The sequence below is a fragment of the candidate division TA06 bacterium B3_TA06 genome, from assembly GCA_005223075.1.
In the GTDB taxonomy this organism is placed as follows: Bacteria; Hydrothermota; Tepidihabitantia; order B3-TA06; family B3-TA06; genus B3-TA06.
Map to the genome: position 1 here is coordinate 1 of NJBO01000017.1, position 18663 is coordinate 18663.

At 52.3% G+C, this 18663-nt stretch carries 18 protein-coding genes and 2 tRNA genes; 11 read left to right on the forward strand and 9 right to left on the reverse strand.

Annotated features, from left to right (window positions below; translation table 11 throughout):
* Positions 1 to 253 (reverse strand): IS30 family transposase (locus tag CEE36_09225; GenBank protein ID TKJ40559.1); only part of this gene is annotated, 253 nt, incomplete at its 3' end.
* Between the two features lie 363 nt (positions 254 to 616).
* Here CEE36_09225 and CEE36_09230 point away from each other — a divergent pair.
* From CEE36_09230 to CEE36_09260, 7 genes are all read left to right on the forward strand, one after another.
* Complete coding sequence (locus tag CEE36_09230; GenBank protein ID TKJ40560.1) at positions 617 to 1447, forward strand: hypothetical protein; 831 nt, start codon at positions 617 to 619, stop codon at positions 1445 to 1447.
* Positions 1444 to 1713, forward strand: a complete 270-nt coding sequence (locus tag CEE36_09235) for a hypothetical protein (GenBank protein ID TKJ40561.1) — start codon at positions 1444 to 1446, stop codon at positions 1711 to 1713. The genes CEE36_09230 and CEE36_09235 overlap by 4 nt, the downstream gene beginning before the upstream one ends.
* Before the next feature lie 22 nt (positions 1714 to 1735).
* The gene (locus CEE36_09240) at positions 1736 to 2371 is read left to right on the forward strand and encodes a hypothetical protein (GenBank protein TKJ40562.1); all 636 of its coding nucleotides are present in this window, start codon (positions 1736 to 1738) and stop codon (positions 2369 to 2371) included.
* A gap of 1 nt (position 2372) precedes the next feature.
* Positions 2373 to 4625 (forward strand): hypothetical protein, encoded by a 2253-nt coding sequence (locus tag CEE36_09245; GenBank protein ID TKJ40563.1) that lies wholly within the window; start codon positions 2373 to 2375, stop codon positions 4623 to 4625.
* Positions 4626 to 4667: 42 nt separating this feature from the next.
* Positions 4668 to 5615 carry an ornithine carbamoyltransferase gene (argF, locus tag CEE36_09250; GenBank protein TKJ40564.1) on the forward strand — a complete coding sequence of 316 codons (948 nt, stop codon included), beginning with the start codon at positions 4668 to 4670 and terminating at the stop codon, positions 5613 to 5615.
* A gap of 133 nt (positions 5616 to 5748) precedes the next feature.
* Positions 5749 to 7476 (forward strand): hypothetical protein, encoded by a 1728-nt coding sequence (locus tag CEE36_09255; protein ID TKJ40565.1) that lies wholly within the window; start codon positions 5749 to 5751, stop codon positions 7474 to 7476.
* Positions 7477 to 7559: 83 nt separating this feature from the next.
* A complete protein-coding gene (locus CEE36_09260; protein ID TKJ40566.1) occupies positions 7560 to 8072 on the forward strand; it encodes a nitroreductase in 513 nt (170 codons plus the stop codon).
* A 60-nt stretch (positions 8073 to 8132) separates the two neighbouring features.
* On the opposite strand, the gene CEE36_09265 is transcribed toward CEE36_09260, so the two are convergent.
* From CEE36_09265 to CEE36_09280, 4 genes are all read right to left on the reverse strand, one after another.
* The gene (locus CEE36_09265) at positions 8133 to 9005 is read right to left on the reverse strand and encodes a hypothetical protein (protein ID TKJ40567.1); all 873 of its coding nucleotides are present in this window, start codon (positions 9003 to 9005) and stop codon (positions 8133 to 8135) included.
* 68 nt (positions 9006 to 9073) lie between these two features.
* Positions 9074 to 9886, reverse strand: a complete 813-nt coding sequence (locus CEE36_09270) for a hypothetical protein (GenBank protein TKJ40568.1) — start codon at positions 9884 to 9886, stop codon at positions 9074 to 9076.
* A gap of 111 nt (positions 9887 to 9997) precedes the next feature.
* The gene (locus CEE36_09275; GenBank protein TKJ40569.1) at positions 9998 to 12157 is read right to left on the reverse strand and encodes a hypothetical protein; all 2160 of its coding nucleotides are present in this window, start codon (positions 12155 to 12157) and stop codon (positions 9998 to 10000) included.
* Between the two features lie 137 nt (positions 12158 to 12294).
* Positions 12295 to 13032: a transporter gene (locus CEE36_09280; GenBank protein TKJ40570.1), complete on the reverse strand. Its 738-nt coding sequence runs from the start codon at positions 13030 to 13032 to the stop codon at positions 12295 to 12297.
* Positions 13033 to 13167: 135 nt separating this feature from the next.
* Here CEE36_09280 and CEE36_09285 point away from each other — a divergent pair, with 135 nt between their 5' ends.
* From CEE36_09285 to CEE36_09300, 4 genes are all read left to right on the forward strand, one after another.
* The gene (locus CEE36_09285; GenBank protein ID TKJ40571.1) at positions 13168 to 14112 is read left to right on the forward strand and encodes a hypothetical protein; all 945 of its coding nucleotides are present in this window, start codon (positions 13168 to 13170) and stop codon (positions 14110 to 14112) included.
* Positions 14109 to 14600: a nucleic acid-binding protein gene (locus tag CEE36_09290; protein ID TKJ40572.1), complete on the forward strand. Its 492-nt coding sequence runs from the start codon at positions 14109 to 14111 to the stop codon at positions 14598 to 14600. Before CEE36_09285 ends, CEE36_09290 begins: the two co-directional genes overlap by 4 nt.
* A 42-nt stretch (positions 14601 to 14642) precedes the next feature.
* On the forward strand, positions 14643 to 15074 hold the full coding sequence (locus CEE36_09295; protein TKJ40573.1) for a hypothetical protein: 432 nt from the start codon (positions 14643 to 14645) through the stop codon (positions 15072 to 15074).
* A 124-nt stretch (positions 15075 to 15198) separates the two neighbouring features.
* Positions 15199 to 15837: a hypothetical protein gene (locus tag CEE36_09300; GenBank protein TKJ40574.1), complete on the forward strand. Its 639-nt coding sequence runs from the start codon at positions 15199 to 15201 to the stop codon at positions 15835 to 15837.
* Here the strand turns inward: CEE36_09300 and CEE36_09305 are convergent, their stop codons facing one another.
* The 4 genes from CEE36_09305 to CEE36_09320 all read right to left on the reverse strand — a co-directional run bounded on the left by CEE36_09305 (position 15838) and on the right by CEE36_09320 (position 18373).
* Positions 15838 to 17277 carry a glutamate--tRNA ligase gene (locus CEE36_09305; protein TKJ40575.1) on the reverse strand — a complete coding sequence of 480 codons (1440 nt, stop codon included), beginning with the start codon at positions 17275 to 17277 and terminating at the stop codon, positions 15838 to 15840. It abuts the gene before it with no gap.
* 81 nt (positions 17278 to 17358) lie between these two features.
* A tRNA-Ser gene (locus CEE36_09310) sits at positions 17359 to 17447 on the reverse strand.
* A gap of 110 nt (positions 17448 to 17557) precedes the next feature.
* Positions 17558 to 17929 carry a hypothetical protein gene (locus tag CEE36_09315; GenBank protein ID TKJ40594.1) on the reverse strand — a complete coding sequence of 124 codons (372 nt, stop codon included), beginning with the start codon at positions 17927 to 17929 and terminating at the stop codon, positions 17558 to 17560.
* A gap of 357 nt (positions 17930 to 18286) precedes the next feature.
* Positions 18287 to 18373 (reverse strand) — tRNA-Ser (locus CEE36_09320).
* Positions 18374 to 18663: the final 290 nt, after the last annotated feature.

An 18663-nucleotide genomic window follows, 5' to 3' on the forward strand; every position in this document is an offset into this window, starting at 1 on the left:
TGATGGATATACCCGGATGGTCTATCTCTATCCTGCCCGATATCTGCTCAGGCGACCAGTCCTGGGTGAGCTTGGACACCACGTAACCCCTGATCACCTTGCTCTTTAATCGCATCCTGCGGCTTGCCTTTGACCTGCGCTTATCCGCTCGTACCTGAGCACGATGGTCTATGTAAAAGTCGTAGGTAGGCGAGGGGTTGCGCCGCAACTCACGCGAGATGGTAGAGGGACTCCTGCCTAAAACACGGCCCATCTCTCGTATAGATCGCCCGTCTCTACGCATCGTATCTATACCCTATGAGCGCATAAAGCGCTCAAGGGGCACGCTGTCACCTCACGCTCCTTCAGTCCAAGATGTTGGTATCTTGAGTGCATACGTCCTCAGAATAACGAAATCCCTCTCGCTTTCCAAGGTGTTGCACTTCATTATTGAACCCACGTCCTACAAAATCAGAATCAATGATTTTGGAGTGCAACAACCATGTTGTTGTACCGCAACGAGACGCTCGTCGCACTCCATATATGCTCCCTTTCTCCTTCACAGAAAGGATCGCAGATCGAAATATTCGTCGACAGATTTCAATTGAAAACACCCCGGATCAAGGTATAATTCGCAATGGTTGACCTGCATGTTCACACCTCCTTCTCCCCTGATTCCAATATTGCCCCTGAACGCGCCTGCCGTGCGGCTGTGGCAAGGGATCTAAAGATCGCGGGCTTTGCCGACCACGTTGAGTTCCTGCCCGCAGACGAGGCGTACGTGGATCTAATCGACAGCACCAAAATCCTTACCGAGATTGAGCGCCTGCGCGAACGCTACCGCGGAAAGCTTGAGATACTCTACGGCGCTGAGATTGGGTTCATCCCCGGAAAAGAGAGCCAGATTAAGGATTTTCTGGATTCGCAACCTCTCGACTACGCGATCGGATCGGTGCACTACGTGGATGGGATACTTGTCTCCAGATGGGTGCGCGAGCGTGAGCTGGCAGGAAAATCCTTCATGCCCTACTTCGAGGCCGTGCTTGCTGCTGCCGAAAGCGGGCTGTTCGAGATTCTGGGCCACCTGGACTACGTGCGCAAGTATCTTTTCGCCCCGCAAGCATACAGGGGGGATGATTATGAGGAGATAGTGGAACGGATTCTTGAGGCCGCCGCCCGGTCCGGATTGGTCCTTGAGCTGAACACCGCTGGCTGGCGGCACGCAACCGAGGAGCCTTATCCGGGCGAGCGTATACTTAAACGATTTGCAGAGCTGGGTGGGTGTGTTACGGGTACTACGGGTGTTACGGGTGTTGCGGGTGTTACGGGTGTTACGGTGGGGTCTGACGCACACAAGGACTATGAGGTGGGTTACGGCAACGGGAAGGCGCGAGAACTCCTGCGCGGTGCGGGATTCGGTTCGGTGGAGGTCTTCAGAGAGCGCCAGCGTTCCTCGATCCCTTTATGACCTGGCCCGCATCTATGATCTGGCAGCCCCTTTCTGGGGTTTCTTCCTGGCGCTTGCACTGTTTGGTCTGGGAAAGGATCCTTGAGATCGGCTGCGGCACAGTGTATCTGCGTGATCAGATAGCTTTACCTGAAAGGTCAGTGATCGGTCTGGGCATCTCCAAATGGATGCTGCGCGAAGTTCGTAAAAGACTCGTTCGGAAAAACAAGAGAGCATCTCTTGTTCTCGCAGACTATTATCACCTCACAATTAGGTTGACTGCCTGAAAGCTCAGACTATACTTCCCTAATGCGTTCAGTGATGCTTTTTGTCCCTCTGTTGTTACTTCTGAGTTGCGCGTCGCGTTTGACGATAACCGACCAGGACCTTCCCGTTGTGCCCGCCGATAACCTTGTTCTGAATGACAGCGATACCGTCTTGGTTGGGACAATCACCATGCTCTCAGATAAGCTCGAGGCGTTTGACGTGGTTCGGATCAGGGGCGATACCGCCTTCCGCGTCGGGCGGGTGCTTTTTGATAAAAGCATCCAGCCTTACTATGGAGGCATAATAAGGGCGCGCCTGAGGCCTGTTGAGAAAGATGTCTACGGCTACATCACAAAGGCCGAACTCCTTGAGTGGTCAGAGGAACCGCTGGCACGTGAGGCAACCCGCGAAGCTGTCGAAGTTATACTGGATAAACAACGTGAACGGTTGAACCGTATTCTTAGAGAGAAGGGGTTTGAAGCATGGGAATCGGACGGTCTCCTTCAGCTTGTGGGCTACGACCCGGAGGCAGAGATAGCAATCTACAGTATGGCGGCGAGGGCGGTTGAGGAAGGAAACATTCAAAGACAGCCGATTTTAGTCGTGTGGGCCAGCCCACAAGGGGCGATCCTAAAGGTCAACCTTACGATCCTGAATCGGATACTTGAAAGGAGATGACGTGAAGAAGCTATTTTTATTAGTTCTTTTCGCCACAGCCGCCTTCGGCACGACGTGGTATGAGGTAGGGGTTCCTCTCGAAGGGAAGTCATTACCCGCCGTACTCTCAGGATTTGATATCGTTGGCGGCAAAGCCGGCTACTGGGCAGAGATCGTGTGCACACAGGAAGGACTCAAGCTCCTGGATCAGGCAGGCGTTGACTACCGGATCATCATAGAGGATCTCGAGGCCTACTATGCCGCACAGATGATTGGTCCCACAAACTTCGGCGACTACTATACATACGATGAGACCAACGCTATCCTTGATTCACTTCACGAGGAATACCCTCAGATTATTTCGGAACGGGTGATTATGCCAAACGACAGCCTGGGTGACACGACCTGGGACGGAAACTACGTCTGGGCGGTAAAGATATCGGATAACGTCGGTACGGAAGAGAACGAACCCGAGGTTTTATATACAGGGATACATCATGCGCGAGAGCCGATCAGTGTCAACATCTGCGTTGAATGGGCAAGATGGCTCTGTGAGAATTACGGCTCCGATCCCCTTGCCACCTATCTCGTGGACAACCGCCAGATATGGATCATCTCCATAATCAACCCTGACGGCTACCTTTACAATGAAGAGATACGTCCTGGCGGCGGGGGCATGCACCGCAAGAACCGCCGGCCTACGGGCGCAGAACCGCAAGGGGTAGACATCAACCGCAACTACCCCTACATGTGGGGTTACGATAACCAGGGCTCCTCACCCGATCCTGGGGAGGAGACCTATCGGGGTCCTGAGCCGGGCTCCGAGCCCGAGACCCAGTCGGTGATGAACCTGTGCAAGGAGCATGAATTTGTAACCGCACTCAACTTCCACAGCCACTTCAACTTCTTCATCTGTCCGTGGGGATATAAAGACGAAAACTGTGAGGACTCCGCAGCATACTTCGCCTGGGGAGAGATAGCCACCCGTGCCTGTCACTACGCGGTATTCCCGGGCTACCAGTTCTACAACACCAATGGAGGTTCAGATGACTGGATGTATGGCGAGACAGAGGAGAAGAATCGAATATTTGCGGCGACCCCCGAGGTAGGAACCGACTTCTGGCAGGACTGGAGGATTCCTGAACAGATTGAAGATACAAGACCCCTGATGATTGCCACTGCCAAAGCAGCGGCTGTCTACCCTGAACTTGAAGGTATCTGCTGGTCAGATGGCGGTGATGGTGAGATCTCTCCCGGAGAAACCGTTGATCTTATCGCGCGGGTGCATAACATGAGCGTGAAGGATGAATCCGGTCAGATAGGTCTTGAACTCGGCGGATCCGATCCGAGGGCCGAGCTCGTTAAACCCACGGCGTCCATCTCATCACTGGCACCCCAGAGCACCGGAACAAACGAAGCCGATCCTTTGAGGGTAAAGGTCTCCGCCTCCGCACCGCCCGACTCGGCAATCCCGCTTACGCTTACCGTACGAGCGGCAGGCGAGGAGTTTATCCATCAAATCACGCTTCCGGTGGGTGAACGCCAAACCCTGCTCGCCGAGGACTTTGACGACCAGAACTATGAAGGCTGGTACTCCAACTGGGGATTGACCGACGAGAACTCGCACTCGCCTGATTACTCCATTACCGACTCCCCGGATGGCCCATACGACGACGAGAGCTTATACTATCTTCAGAGTCCTGCACTCGATCTCTCAGACAAGGTGATCGCGGAACTCAGCTTCTGGCATCTTTTCTCCATCGAGAAGGGCTGGGACTGGGGAGCAGTTGAAGCAAAGAGCAGCCAGACCGGTGGATGGGTAACCCTCAGGCGCTTCTCAGGCTTCCAGGATGAGTGGCGCGAGGAACGCTTTGATCTCTCAGGGTTCTGCGGCACCTCCGACTTCCGCATACGATTCACGCTGACCACCGATTGGGCCATGCATCTTGACGGGTGGTATATAGACGATATCGAGCTTACCGCGTTCAAAGGTATACCCAGCGGATTGCACGAACTTGCAGACATAAGGCCGATAATCGAGCCGATACAGACCATAACCACTGGAAACCTGAGCTTTGCCGGTCCTGCAGGCACTCAGGTGGACGTCGTAGTATTCGACGCGTCCGGACGCCTGCTTGCCAGGACAGAAGGAACCACCCCATTCAGCTGGCAGATGCAGGATAAAAGTGGCAGTACTCTACCCGCCGGGGTATACTTTGTAAGAACCATCTCGGATACAAGAGAGACTAACCGCAAGGTCGTGGTGATCGATTAAAAAGACTTCTTGTGGAACACAACTGACCCGCCAGGAGGTATTGTGAAGAAGGACCTCGTTTCAATCGTTGATCTAAATGGTGAGGAGATCAGGGAACTATTCAAGATATCTGCCGAGATAAAGGGTTTAGAGCTTGATCTTGCCAAAGGCAAGACCCTGGTGCTCGTGTTCGAGAAGCCTTCCTTGAGAACACGGGTCACCTTCTCTGTGGCATTCTTCCAGCTGGGCGGGAACGTAATCTACCTTGCACCTGCTGATATAGGCTTAGGCAAACGCGAGTCTGTCCCTGATGTGGCTCGCAACCTGGCACGCTGGGTTGACGCGATCGCCGCCCGAACCTTTGCGCATAAAACCGTCCAGGATCTGGCGGAGTATGCGGATATTCCGGTGATCAATGCGCTCTCAGACGCCGAGCACCCATGCCAGGCGCTTGCAGACTTTCTTACTATCTATGAGCATCTAGGTTCGGGGTCCACGCGAGGAAGCGAAGCTTTCTCGTGGGGTGATATCAAACTCGCTTACTTCGGCGACGGCAACAACGTGTGCCACTCGCTGATGCTGACCGTGGCCAGGCTGGGAGCCCATATGGTGATCGGGGGGCCACAGGGCTATGGTCCAAAGGACGAGTTTATTAAGGCGGCAACCGATGAAGCGGCAAAGACAGGTGCTTCTATAACCATAACCAACGACGCGCATGAGGCTGCCGCCGACGCCGACGTTATCTACACCGACGTGTGGGCCTCGATGGGACAGGAGCAAGAAGCCGCCGAGCGCAGGTCTCTGTTTGCACCATTCCAGGTGAACTCCGAACTCTTAAGCCACGCAAAGCCTGACGTTCTGGTCGAACACTGCCTGCCTGCCCACCGCGGAGAGGAGATCACAGACGAGGTGCTTGACGGGGAGCACTCGGTGGTCCTTGATGAGGCCGAGAACAGGCTTCACATCCAGAAGGCGATACTTTATAGATTGCTCCTTTTAACCGGAGATTAAAAGATCGCAGCTCTAGAATAGGAAGGCCAGCCGGATGCTGGCCTTTCCATTTTTTATTCTGCGACCTTTTTCGCGTAGCGAAAAAGGAGCATAATCTCTATTGACAAGGAGAGAAGGCTGGATATAGTGCACCGTGAGCTTCCTTAGTGAACATAACATCCTCATCTTCCTCTTACAAATAGTCCTTCTGTTGTTTGCAGCAAGGGCCGCGGGGGAGCTCTTTCGCAAGCTGAAACAGCCTGCTCTGGTGGGTGAGATGCTTGTAGGGATCATCTTCGGCCCGACGATTCTTAGCAGGCTTCTGCCCGGGGTCCAAACCTTCTTATTCCCTGCCGATCCTATTCAGCACTCGATGCTTCAGACCGTCTCCTGGCTGGGGGTGCTCTTTCTTTTGCTCGTAACCGGCTTCGAGGTAGAGATCTCGGCGATCTGGAAACAGCGGCGCTCCTCGTTGACCATAGGATTCGTAGGGGTCTTGCTTCCCATGCTTATGGGGATAGGCCTGGCATTCCTGTTGCCGGAACGCTACATGGTAGACCCTGACCGCAAGCTGGTGTTCGTACTGTTTATGGGCACCGCTATGGCCATCTCCGCCATACCAATCATAGCCAAGGTGCTGCACGATCTGGACATCCTGAAAAGCGACATAGGGCTTACCATAATCTCAGCCTTCACGGTGAACGACATCCTGGGGTGGGTGGCGTTTACCATGGTGCTCGGTCTTGCCACCCAGCAGCGCATCAATTGGTTATCCATGCTGAGGGTCTTCGGGGGCACGGCGGTGTTTATAGCGTTCAGTCTGACCTGGGGACGTAAGCTGGTGAATCGGGCTGTGAAGTGGATCAACACGAGCTGGCTGCCTAAACCCGGGAGCGTTCTGACCTTCGTCGTTCTCCTTGGGGGGCTGTGCGGAGCTTTGACCCAGCTTATCGGCATCCATGCCGCCTTCGGGTTCCTGGTTGCCGGGGTGATGGCAGGCGGTGCACCTGCCATTTCGGAGCGCAATCGAGAGACGATCTCCCAGATGGTGTATGCGGTGTTCGTCCCGCTTTTCTTCGTAAGCATCGGACTCAGGGTTGACTTTTTGGCCAACTTTGACTGGCTGCTGGTCAGCACTGTAACCGCGGTAGCCATAGGAGGCAAGCTTGTTGGAGCCTGGCTGGGAGCGAGAATGTCTGGCATCCCACAGCGCGACTCGTTCGCCATAGGCATAGCGCACACACCGGGCGGTGCTATGGAGATCCTCATCGGTGTGCTGGCGTTGGAGTTCGGACTCATTAATCTGGTGGTATTTGAGGCGATTGTGGTCGCGGCAGTAGTCTCATCCATCCTGGTCGGGCCACTGCTTAGTCTCTCCCTTCAGCTGCGCCGCGCCTTCAATGCACTTAAGTACCTGCTTTCCGACGCTGTCGTCTTCAACCTTGCCGGCGACACCCCACTCAAGGTTATCGCAGAGCTCTGCAGATCAATCTCTACCCACGATGGGACGCCCGGTGCGGGCGAAGCATGTGCGGCTGTGAGTGCGCGCGAAGAGATAATGGGAACCGGTATGGAAAAAGGGATCGCCATACCACATGCAAGGATGCAAGGCCTGTCCCAGCCCATCTTCACCTTAGGACGTTCGACCAAAGGGATAGAGTGGAACACCACGGACGGGTTACCGGTTAAGCTTGTATTCCTCATACTCACCCCTGACCCGGATAAGGACGACATGCAGGTGAAGATTTTGGCATCCATTGCCAGGGTGCTGGAGGATGAGAAGGTACGAAGTGGAATGCTGGAGGCTCGCGACAGGGAGGGAATGCTGGCTATCTTCACCTCCGCGCTCAGGCGCGACCGGATGATGAGAGCGAGAAGATAATTACCCCACCCGAAAGCTTCGCTTCCGGGCGGGGACCCCATAGAGATGCGAAGTATCTGCGTGGGGTGTAAAAAGGAGGCCCGATGGACGTTGCCAAAGCGATTCGCGACCGCAGAAGCGTACGCTCATACGAAAAGAAGGTTATCCCTCAGGACGTACTTTTAAAGGTTCTTGAGGCTGCAAGGCTTGCCCCTTCTGCCAACAATCGCCAGCCCTGGAAGTTCGTTGTGGTGCGCGAGGCGGCAAAACGCGCCGCACTTGCCAAGGCGGCAAAGGAGCAGCAGTTCGTTGCCGAGGCTCCGGTGGTGATCGCCGCTGTGGCACTGGAACCGGAAAGGGTAATGACCTGTGGTGTTCCGACCTATGCCGTTGACCTGGCAATCGCCGTGGATCACATAACCCTGGCCGCGGTCCAGCAGGGACTTGGCTCATGCTGGATCGGCGCCTTCTACCAGGAGGATGTAAAAAAAATACTAGATATCCCCGACGAGTATAAGGTAGCCGCTCTGTTAACATTGGGCTACCCACGCGATCAGGCCCGCTTCAAGAACCGCAAACCGCTTGAAGAGATCGTCTGCTACGATAGCTGGGGCTGAAAGGAGAGGTACTAAGATGGCAAAAACCCTCTGGCGCTCAGCTGAGGGTTTCATTATGCGTTAAGAGCGCGATTTGGAAACAGAGTAGGCTTTGCGGTCGGCGTAGACAGCACCCCAGGCAGACCATCTGGCGGCGTTGGCAAAGATCGTCATAAGGTGAGGGATAACGCGAAGGGAGTTGATCCACCAGATCCAATCCTGACCGTGCTCAACGTATAGCCTGGAGATCCCAAGCGAGAGAATAGACCAGAAACCCAACACGGGCAGGACAATCGCCACCTCCACCATCAGGATCCTGAAGAAGTTGTAGCGGGTTAGCCCAAAGCTGTAACGCAGGGCTTCAAACAACCCTTTCTTCTCAACCACTATCGCGAATGGCACAAGTACCAGCCGGATGCCCACAACAAAGGCCACCGCCTGAAATATCCAATCCAGGGACAGGTACACTACAAGGCTTCCCGTAATCGTGGTCAAAGCAAGCGCTGACCATGCCGCCAACCCGATGATTAATCCGCATAAGGAAAGAAGCATCAAGGGCTTCCAGCTGGGTTCCAGTACAGTTATCAACCTGTGATCTCTGCCGGTTAGTGATCTATGCACCAAAAGGGTCAATGCCGCTGCAAACCAACTGGCAACCACTATCCAGGCACCTGTGAGCGCAAGATCCCTGACCGCAAGTAGAATCCCTTGCTTATCAACGTAGCCGTAAAAAAACAATGACCCCGGAAATCGTGCCACATCAAGCAGCTGGCGCAAAGTCCACTTTACGATAACCGGAACGCTTGACAGAACGATCAGCGCCCACCACTCTTCCCTCAGTATCTGCCAGGCGCGTCGAGTGGTATCCAGAAGATGTATATGCGCCGGGAAAGCAAAGGTGTCTTCCTCCAGCTCCTCTTCGGGTCTGAGATCCGCCGAATTCCCCTCAGGCATAAACGGAACTTTCTTTTGTGAAGTGGTTCATAGATAGGGTAACGACTTCGCAGATCCCATGCTTGGAATTAGATATCTTCAACTATCCGCCACGCTCCCAGCGCAAGAAGCAGCTTGAGGATGTCTATGGTGGTGCGTACCCGCAGGCCGGCATATTGCTCGCCCCAGCCGCCGTCAGAGGCCTGAAGACTCACGAGTCGTCTTTTGGCATCCTTTAGAATCTCATGCTCCGAGGCTACACCGGCATCAAGCAGACAGGAGGCCTGGAGTGCGATAAGCCTGGGCTCACCATAGCGGGTGAAGTTTTCCATGGCGAATGGAAGTGCTTCCTTCACCAGCCCGCAGCCAGGCCCGTCAAATAGGGCGAAAAAACCAAGCGCAAGGAAATGAATAGCCGGAGAAGAGGTAAACCGGTTTGCGTGGCTGCGTAAACTCAAAAGATAGTTGCGAACCTTCTTGACCTCAGGACTTTGATGCTGACCTGCCCTGCATAACTGGCGTCCCACGTATGCCGAAAGCCACAGCCTTCCCCATTCACCGCCCATTTCATCTTCCAACTCAAGCTGTGAGAAGGCTTCCTGCCAGTAACCGTCCGGATGTTGGCGAGAGCGAATGAACTCCACTGCCCGGTGGCAAACAGGAGAGGATACAATCCCAAACTCGCTCGCGTAGCCGAGTATCTTGACCGTTTCTGCAATATTTGACGGTTCCGCATACACCAGATTTATGGGGTAGCCGCCGTCCGGGTTCTGGTAGGCACCCAGAAGCCAGGTGGCCATGGTGTCATCGCGCTCGGAGTTGAAAAGGAATCTGCTGCGGTACCGATCAAGGTCGGTTCCTTCCAGTTCGATGTACTCCAGGGCTTGTTCAACACGCAGCATCTTTCCTCCTCCTCAGTTTAAACGAAACACCTGCCAAGTCAAGAGAGAAAAGTAAAGATATTACGAGAATGCCAATTGTGATAATGCTGGAGAAGATGATTCAGGGTGATTCTAGATTCGGAACAGATATACCACCTTGGCGTACACCGTAAACTCGCTCACGTGAACATCGAAGGGATTGGTAGTTTCTGGATCGCCTGAAAGATTGATAGAGGAAGCGATGTAGATGTAGCTGAGAGGTGCTATCTCCCAGGTAACGAGAAGCTGCTGCGAGTAGCGCTCTGCGTCGGTGTTCTGCTGAGCATTCAACCGGAAGCTTAAGCGACGGGTGGCGGTGTAGCGTATGCTCTCGCCCGCGGTCCAGCGAAAGGCGTTAGCGGGATCGGGCTCCCAGGATTCCTGGAAGGTAAAAAACCCTGTCGCGTAAGCGGAAAGCACCAGGTTGTGCATCGGACGCCAGGAGATGTTGGGACTTGCCGTAGCCACATGCCCGAAGTACTGAGGAACGTAATACTCGTAAACGTACTGGTCCCAGAGACTTATCCACAATCCGCCGTAGATGTCTTTTGTGGTGTTGCTGCTAAAGCCTGCATTCACACTTTTGATCCAGCGCAGGCTCTGATCCTCCTGGTAGAAGTTGCGGGAGGCCGAGCCGCTTAGATTCGCATACCAGCGGTTCGAAAACGACCCGCCCGCAGACCCCCAGACGGTGTAGGAGGGGATGGTGTCTTCAAGGTATCTGCCAACCGAGGGGCCAAGGTTAACCGAAATCGAGCGCAGCCAGCCGGAACCCCAGGAATCGCTGTAGCCGCCATTGATACTGGCCCACATGTGTCCGGGCCGAGAAAGATAGCCCGCCGCCCCCAGATCGGCCAGACTGTCGGTATAGGAGGCGCTGGCATGGAAGTTGAATCTGCCAGACTTGCCAAACCCCACAGCTCCCATCGGGCCGCCTTGTTTGTCGGCATGAAAGGAGTACAATCCCTCTCCGTTCACATACCAGTCATCTGTAATGGAAAGATCAAGATCGCAGCCCAGGACGCGATCACCCTGATGCTTTTCACCCCATCGCTCACACGAGGTAGCTATGATACCTGACTCGGAACGGCTAAAGAGATCTTGTTTGACGCGGGCAATGCTGTAAAGGGTTGCCGGTTCTCTGGCCTCGCTTCCGTAATAGTCGTAATCGATACTTCCTGTATAGGCCTCGATCAGCCCCAGCTCCGTCCCGCCTATCTTGCCGGTCAGCTTGGCACCTGTCCAGATTGGCACCTCCGAACCGTCAGGCAGCCTGCGGCCTATGCGTCGGGTGTAGACAGGTTCGAAGAACGAAAAATCAAAAAGATCGGCACCCTCGGTGAAGAAAGGCCTGCGTTCGGCAAGGTAAGTCTCGTATCTTGTGAGGTTGATCCGTTCGGGGTCGGCCTCTATCTGACCGTAGTCGGGCAGGGTGGTCACGTCCAGGACAAGGTTGGAGCTAATCCCCCACTTCGCATCCATCCCCGCAACCCCTGCTGTCATGGGAAGAAACGTAACCACCGAATCCAACACATCCGGTCCCCTCACGCGAGCGGTTTGGGTAAAATGTGGCAAAAACTCCATGTGCAGGCCTGAGGAGACCCCGCGGATATCGGTAAGCTCGCCGAAGCGATCCACCCTGGTGCCCATACCTTTATCAGCAGGCTGGTAGTCCGCCCAGACGAGTCTCTCGTATTTTGCATCCATCCACCGGGACACGCACAGACCCCATACCTGCTCTTCTTCTGGCTTAAACCTGAGGGTTTTAAATGGAATAGCGATCTCGGCAAACCAACCATACTCCTCGATACTGGCCTCGGCATACCACACACCGTTCCAGGCCCCATCGTAACCCCAGCCCCCGTCGGTTATATGGACATCCCGCTGGATACCCAGGGGATTTATAGCGAAGCGGAAGGCATTGCGGTCGTCGTTGTAGGTGTCGATAGAGATGGTTATGTCGTCGCCCTCCCCTCCGTACTCACGAGGCACAAGCCTTGCCACTACCTGGCCCGGTTCTTTATAGTAACAGGAGCAGCCGAAGTAGATGGCATAATCGTCGTAGCATATCACCACCCGGGTGGACTCCGAGGCAGGCTCGCACATCTCCGGATAGTTCTCCATGAACTCGGTGATCCCTGGGTTTTGCTGCCAGCACGCCTCGTCCAATATACCGTCAATGATCGGTGGTTCTTCTACCCGCACCGCCTGGGTGGTTCTGCCTGCAAACAAGGAAAGAAGTAAAACGATCACCTGTGCCTCTTTATCAAGAATTTAACCGATCGTCATGTGCCTGTAAGTTCAGAAATATACATCACTTGAGACAGATGTCAAGCTTAGCATTCCTTTCGGGGTCCCCGGCAAGAAACGAAGTTTCTTGTTGGGGTAACTTATCGGGGTCCCCGCGGAGGAACGAAGTTACTTCGCGGGGTGAAAAGGTGGAACGGGTTGAAGTTGGTCTTGCGGTCGTAGTGATCGACACCCTCGGCGCGCTTGAGACCGCCCACTATGAGATAAGTAATGGGGGTAAACAGAACCTCCACCCCCACCTTGAAGATGTAGTTGGAGATGATGAGGGATAGGAGTTCAGAACCGCGAAACGCACCCAGGAAGGCGACCAGGATGAACACCCCGGTATCCACACCCTGGCCAACCAGGGTTGAGCCGATGGTGCGCGACCACAGGAAGCGGCCTTTTGTCCAGACCTTCATCTTTGCCAGAACGAATGAGTTGGAGAACTCGCCTGCCCAGTAGGCAACGAGGCTTGCGGCGACAATGCGGGGCGTGAATCCTAAGACCTCATAATAGGCTGAGGTGGATGGTCCGAAACCGGCCCAGGGCAGGATGCCTATGAGCATCAAAAGTCCGGACATCAGCGCGTTTGCCGCGAATCCCACCCAGATGACCCGGCGGGCGCGTGCATAGCCGTAGACCTCGGTCAGAACGTCGCCGAAGATGTAGGCCAGGGGGAAAAGTAGGGTGCCCGCATCGAAGGTAAAAAACCAGATCTTCACGATACGGGCGGCTGAGGCGATGTTTGAAACCAGAAGCACGGTCACGAACGCCGCCATCACCAGATCGTAGTAGCGAAAGCGGGTGGGATGATCGAGGGGTTTGCCTTTAGCCATGGGTAAGGATATGGAGGGATTAAAGGAAGTCAACTAGGTAATTGACCAAGGGTTGACATGTAGCCTGATTGCGTTAGAATATCTGTAGAAGTAAACTTGTGCGTTCATACGTTTACTTTACGACTAGGAGGAGTAATGCTTGGTAGATGGAAAGAAATTGTTGTTCTATGGTTTCAGGGCAAGAGGTTCGAAGACCATGCCTTGGAGATCAGTGCACTTGGTGAACTAGAGCAGTTTCAAAAGATAGTAACTGAGACGGCTGAAGAATTATGGCGTGCTGTTAACCCTGGGCGTAAGAACTTACCGCGCCACTTTGAAAAACGTACACAGTTATATTTACGTGGCTCAATAAAAGAAGGCGAAAGCACAGGTTTGAGCTTGCAAGCACGAGCAGAACCGCGTTCAAAGGATTTAACTAAGGATTTATTTGATAAGGAATTTGAGGAAGTTGAAAATGCAGTGAACGCAGTCTTGGAAATTTACAAAACTCAAGAAAATGACGAACCCTTACCGTACAATTTGAGTCAAGTAACACTCCAAGATTATCAAAAGTTTGGCCAAACTCTTAGAAAAGACGAATCAATAAAACTTAGTAAGACGTCGGTTTTGAAACCCCAATACGTTGAAGTTACTCATAGAACCCGTAAAAGGTTAAGTCGTTTTATAGAGGAAAAACACGAAGATCAAGTAGATGTAAAGGGAGAAGTCCTTGCAGCCAATGTCCGAGAAGGGTATCTTCAGTTTCAGTTATGGTTAGACGAAAAGACCCCCGTTACTGTAAAGTTCTCTCCTGAGCAAGAAGATCAAGTAACGGAAGCTCTCAAAAATCACCGATCTGTTCGGCTCCGTGTCAAGGGAAGAGGCGAGTTCTCTCCTCTGGGAAAACTTGAGAATATAGAGGGAGTAACGGAGTTAAATCTCCAGGCGGCAGGAGAAATTCCTTTTGATGAAACAGCTCGCCCTATTGAAGATATTCTAATGGAGTTGGCTAGTGAGGTTCCTGAAGAAGAGTGGGATAAGCTCCCTAAGGATGGGGCGAAAAATCTCGATCATTATCTTTACGGAACTCCTAAAGAATGAAAATCGTTTTTGTAGATGCATGCTACTGGATAGCTATTGTCAACCCTAAGGATTCGTTAAGAAAAACGGCGCTTAAAGCAAAGGAATCACTAGGCGGTAAAGTCAGGAAAATAACTACGGATGAGATATTGGTGGAATTCTTGAACTTCCTTTCTGATCGCGGCTATTATCTTCGGAACGCAGCTGTAAAAATGGTAAGAGCAATCATAGCAGATCCCAATGTGAAAGTACTCCCTCAATCTCGTAATTCATTTGAGCGAGGGCTCAAGTTATATGAAGAGCGTATGGATAAAAGCTACAGCTTGACCGATTGCATTTCCATTAACACTATGAAGGCTGAATCCATGACCGAAGTTCTGAGCCACGATAAGCACTTCGAACAAGAGGGGTTTGCCTTTAGCCATGGGCAAGGATATGGAGGTACTGGACAAAGTCAATCGGTTCTTTTTCACCCCCTCTTTTATTCTCCCCCGTCAAGGGGGAGATGATTTGGAGCCTTGACATCTCTTCAAACCCGCCCATTATTTAGTATGGAGTCCGCAGTTGAGGAAATCATAAGACAATTCAATAGCTCGTACTTTCTGAAGGAATTCACATTCTTCCCCAGAAAAATTTCTAAGTCTAAAGGCGGTACAAGGGAGATTTCGGACGGACTCATATGGTTAGGTGATAGTGTTATCTTCTTTCAAACCAAAGAAAGGGGTAAAGTCCAAAAGAAACCTACAGAAGAAAGACAAATAAAGTGGTTCGGTAAAAACGTTCTTGGCTCTGCTGTGTGTCAAATGATGGGTTCTTTAAGAACCTTTGAGGCAAGAAGAGAAGTAGATTTCTGGAATTTGAGAGGACAGCGCCGGAGAATAAAGTATTCAGCCTTAAAGAAAAAACACTATGTTGTTCTACAACCACTCGCACCCGTATCCCTTCCCGCGAGAGTGTCACGCAAGGAAATCAATAACGGTTGATGCATCAGGCAGATTTATTCACGTAATGAGTGCCAGAGATTGGATTTATCTCTGCAGATATCTTGTTACAATACCTGAAATTATACTCTACTTAGGTTTTAGGGAAAGATGTTTGAGTTTAATTATGAATTCTCGAAAAGAGAAAGAGAAGTGGTTGCTTGGCAGATTCTTACGTTCTCCAAACGTACCTGTTGTAGAATTAGATTCACAGCCTTTTGACTATACGCAATTTGTTGATAATTTAGAAACCAAGGACGTTATCCATGAGAGATTTAATTCGATTATCAAAAGCCTATATGATAGATTAGATCCTGTTCAACGAAGCACTGAGAGTTATTACGAAATGATGCTTGAATTGGCGAGATTGAACAGAGGCCTCCGGGAACAATTTATTAATATGTTTGAACGAGCAGAAAGAGGTGAATTAAAAGAACCAAAGGGTTTCAAGACCCCAACCGGCTCCGGTTTTGTTTTTATTTCTGGATCAAGTGAACTTAAAGCCAGACCTTATGAAGAAAGGACGCTGTTCGTTGGAAAAGAAACTCTGCAAACCAAGTATTTAAATCGAATTAACCAATGTCTCGGTTGTTGCTGTTATTCAGATTCTGAGAGCTTTGATTACTTCTTTTTTTCCAGCGAATGGAAAACCGAAGACCCGGACCAACTAGAAAGACTTGTTAACGAACTTGAAGAAAAAGGGCTCATACCGAAATCACACCAAGTAATTGGACCAATGTATACTTTCCGACAAGATAAAAGATAACTACTCCGGCAAGTTCGCCAACCGTTCCAGCACCCTCTCCCGGCCTAAAAGCTCCAGGCAGTTGAATAAGGGCGGGCCGACGGTGCGGCCGGTGACTGCGATGCGGACAGGATGGATTATCTCACCCGCCTTGATCCCTAACTCCTCAACCAGCTCACGTAACACTTGCTCCGCAGTCTCCTTGTTGAACTCGTGGAGTTTCTCCAAACGCTCGCGGTATAAGAGAAGCCACCGCTTCACCGCCTCCGGGTCCTTGCGGAAGTGCTTGTTCAGGCCTTCCTCGTCGTAGGTCAAATCGTCGCAGACGTATGGGAGGAGGGCGTCGTAAACCTCGGCTAATGTACGCGAACGCTCGGCGATCAATGGCAAAACCTTGGACAAAAAGTCTGGGGAGGAGTATTCACGAGGCAGGGTGATCCCCTGATAATCCAGCCATTCCTGGAATACCTTGAGTAGTTCTTCTTTACCCATCGCCCGCAGGTACTCGCCGTTCATCCATTCCAGCTTCTTCATATCGAATATGGCGTTGGAGGTGTTGATGCGCTCCAGGCTGAAGAGTGCGACCAACTCCTGACGCGAGATGATTTCTCTATCTCCACCCGGTGACCAGCCAAGAAGGGCAAGGAAGTTTACCATGGCGTCGGCAAGGTAGCCCATCCTGCGGAACTCTTCTAAAGACATGGCGCCGTGGCGCTTGGAGAGTTTCTTTTTATCCTCCCCCAGGATCAAGGGCAGGTGGGCGAAGGCCGGTATCTCCCAGCCGAACGCCTGATAGAGAAGTATCTGCTTCGTGGTGTTTGAGATGTGCTCCACCGCACGCAGCACGTGGGATATCTCCATGAGGTGATCGTCGGCAACCACCGCGAAATTGTATGTTGGAATCCCGTTTGAGCGCACGATGACAAAGTCGTCTATGTCCTTGTGTTCGCGGGTGATTGAGCCGTGGATGAGGTCAGTGAATGTAGTCTTACCCTCCGGAACAAGGAAGCGGATAGCCGGTTTGATTCCTTCCGCTTCGAACTCTTTCTTTTGCTCCTCAGTGAGATTCAGACATCTGCGATCATATCTCCAGGCGCGCCGCTGTGCGTCGGCCTTTTTGCGCTCGGCTTCAAGACGTTCAGGGGTGCAGTAGCATTTGTAGGCATGACCTGATGCGATGAGCTTCTCTGCATACTCCTGATAGATATCCATGCGCTGAGACTGGTAGTAGGGACCCTCGTCAAAGGTGATACCGAGCCAGCCGAGGCCTCTTATGATGGCCTGGGCCGACTCTTCGGTGGAGCGCTCAACGTCGGTGTCCTCGATTCTGAGAACGAACGTCCCGCCGTACGAGCAGGCAAACAGGTAATTGTAAAGCGCCGATCTAGCCAGCCCCACGTGTATCGCCCCGGTGGGCGAGGGGGCGATACGGACGCGAACCTTGGATCTTTCTTCAGACATCAACTCTCCTGAACACGGGATTTTCTGACAATTCGAACAACCCGTCCCCCTGATGTGTTACGGGGGTGTGTTACGGGTAAGCGGAGAGGGGGGGATTCGAACCCCCGGTACGGTTTTACCCGTACAACCGCTTAGCAAGCGGTCGCCTTCGACCACTCGGCCACCTCTCCGGGATCATCCTGAATCCATATACCTCCTCCAAGATAGAATTATATAAAATAGTCGGGAATGTCAAATACGACCTTGTCCTGGATCTACCTTTCTCCCAAACCTAAGCTCTTCAGTAGTTCAGCATTGCGAAGCCGCCCGCTATCAGGATTATGAGGGATACGATTATTCCGATCCCTGCCATGATAATGGCGATGATAGCTACTATGCCAAGTATGGTGAAGACGGTTTTCAGCTTGGAATGATACTCAATCAGATCGGCTGGAGTAGTCTTTGTCACAAACTCATCCCCTCTGGATGCCGCCTGGGTCAACAGTACTCCGATCCATATTGGAAGCCAGGCAACAACGATTCCTACAAGGGTCAAAGCCATCAGGGCACCATCAATGATGGAGAGGATTCCCAGAAGCTTCATCCATCCCTTTGTATCCTTTATATTTGCACGGAGCTGCTCGATGGTGGCAGCGTCAAGTCCGGACGCCATCGGGGTCGTAGTCTCCATGAACTCCTCCTTTGACAGACGTTTGACTTACCACCAATTATACATAGAAACGCAGAATGTCAATAGAGCTGTCCTTGCGTTAAAGAACAAAGGCGACCGTAAGGGCGCCTACATTGTCTGTTCTGCTCCTTTTCTCGCTTGCGAGAAAAGGAGCATTTATTCTCGGGGTCCCCGCGAAGTTACTTTGGGATATGCCCCCACTTCCGGCTGGGGCATAAAGCATAAGGGGGCTCTAGCCTTCTTTTAGATTCTTCCTGCGATCTTTTTTCGCTCTGCGAAAAAAGGAGCATATATTCTCGGGGTCCCCAACCGAAAGCGACGCTTTCGGTTGGGGTAAAACGGAGGGTGAGGGACTCGAACCCCCAAGCCCCACTCAAGGGGCGGCAGATTTCAAGTCTGCTGCGTTACCAGTTACGCTAACCCTCCAGAACGCTACGCGTTCTTACGGGTTACCGTCGGCTTGAGGCCGTACGCTAACCTTTCATATTACTACGCGTTCTTACGGGTTACCGTCGGCTTGAGGCCGTATGCTAACCCTTCATATTACTACTCAATCTGGAGGCCGCATCGGTGCTACGCACCGTCTTTATATTATGGCGCTCCAGGTTGTCAAGATTAAAGCCTACTCCAGAAACGACTTATGTCAAGCCCTTACATACCCCACCGTTTCAATACGTCTCGGTTTGGGTCCTCAATGCCCCCTGTCGCCGGAGTGT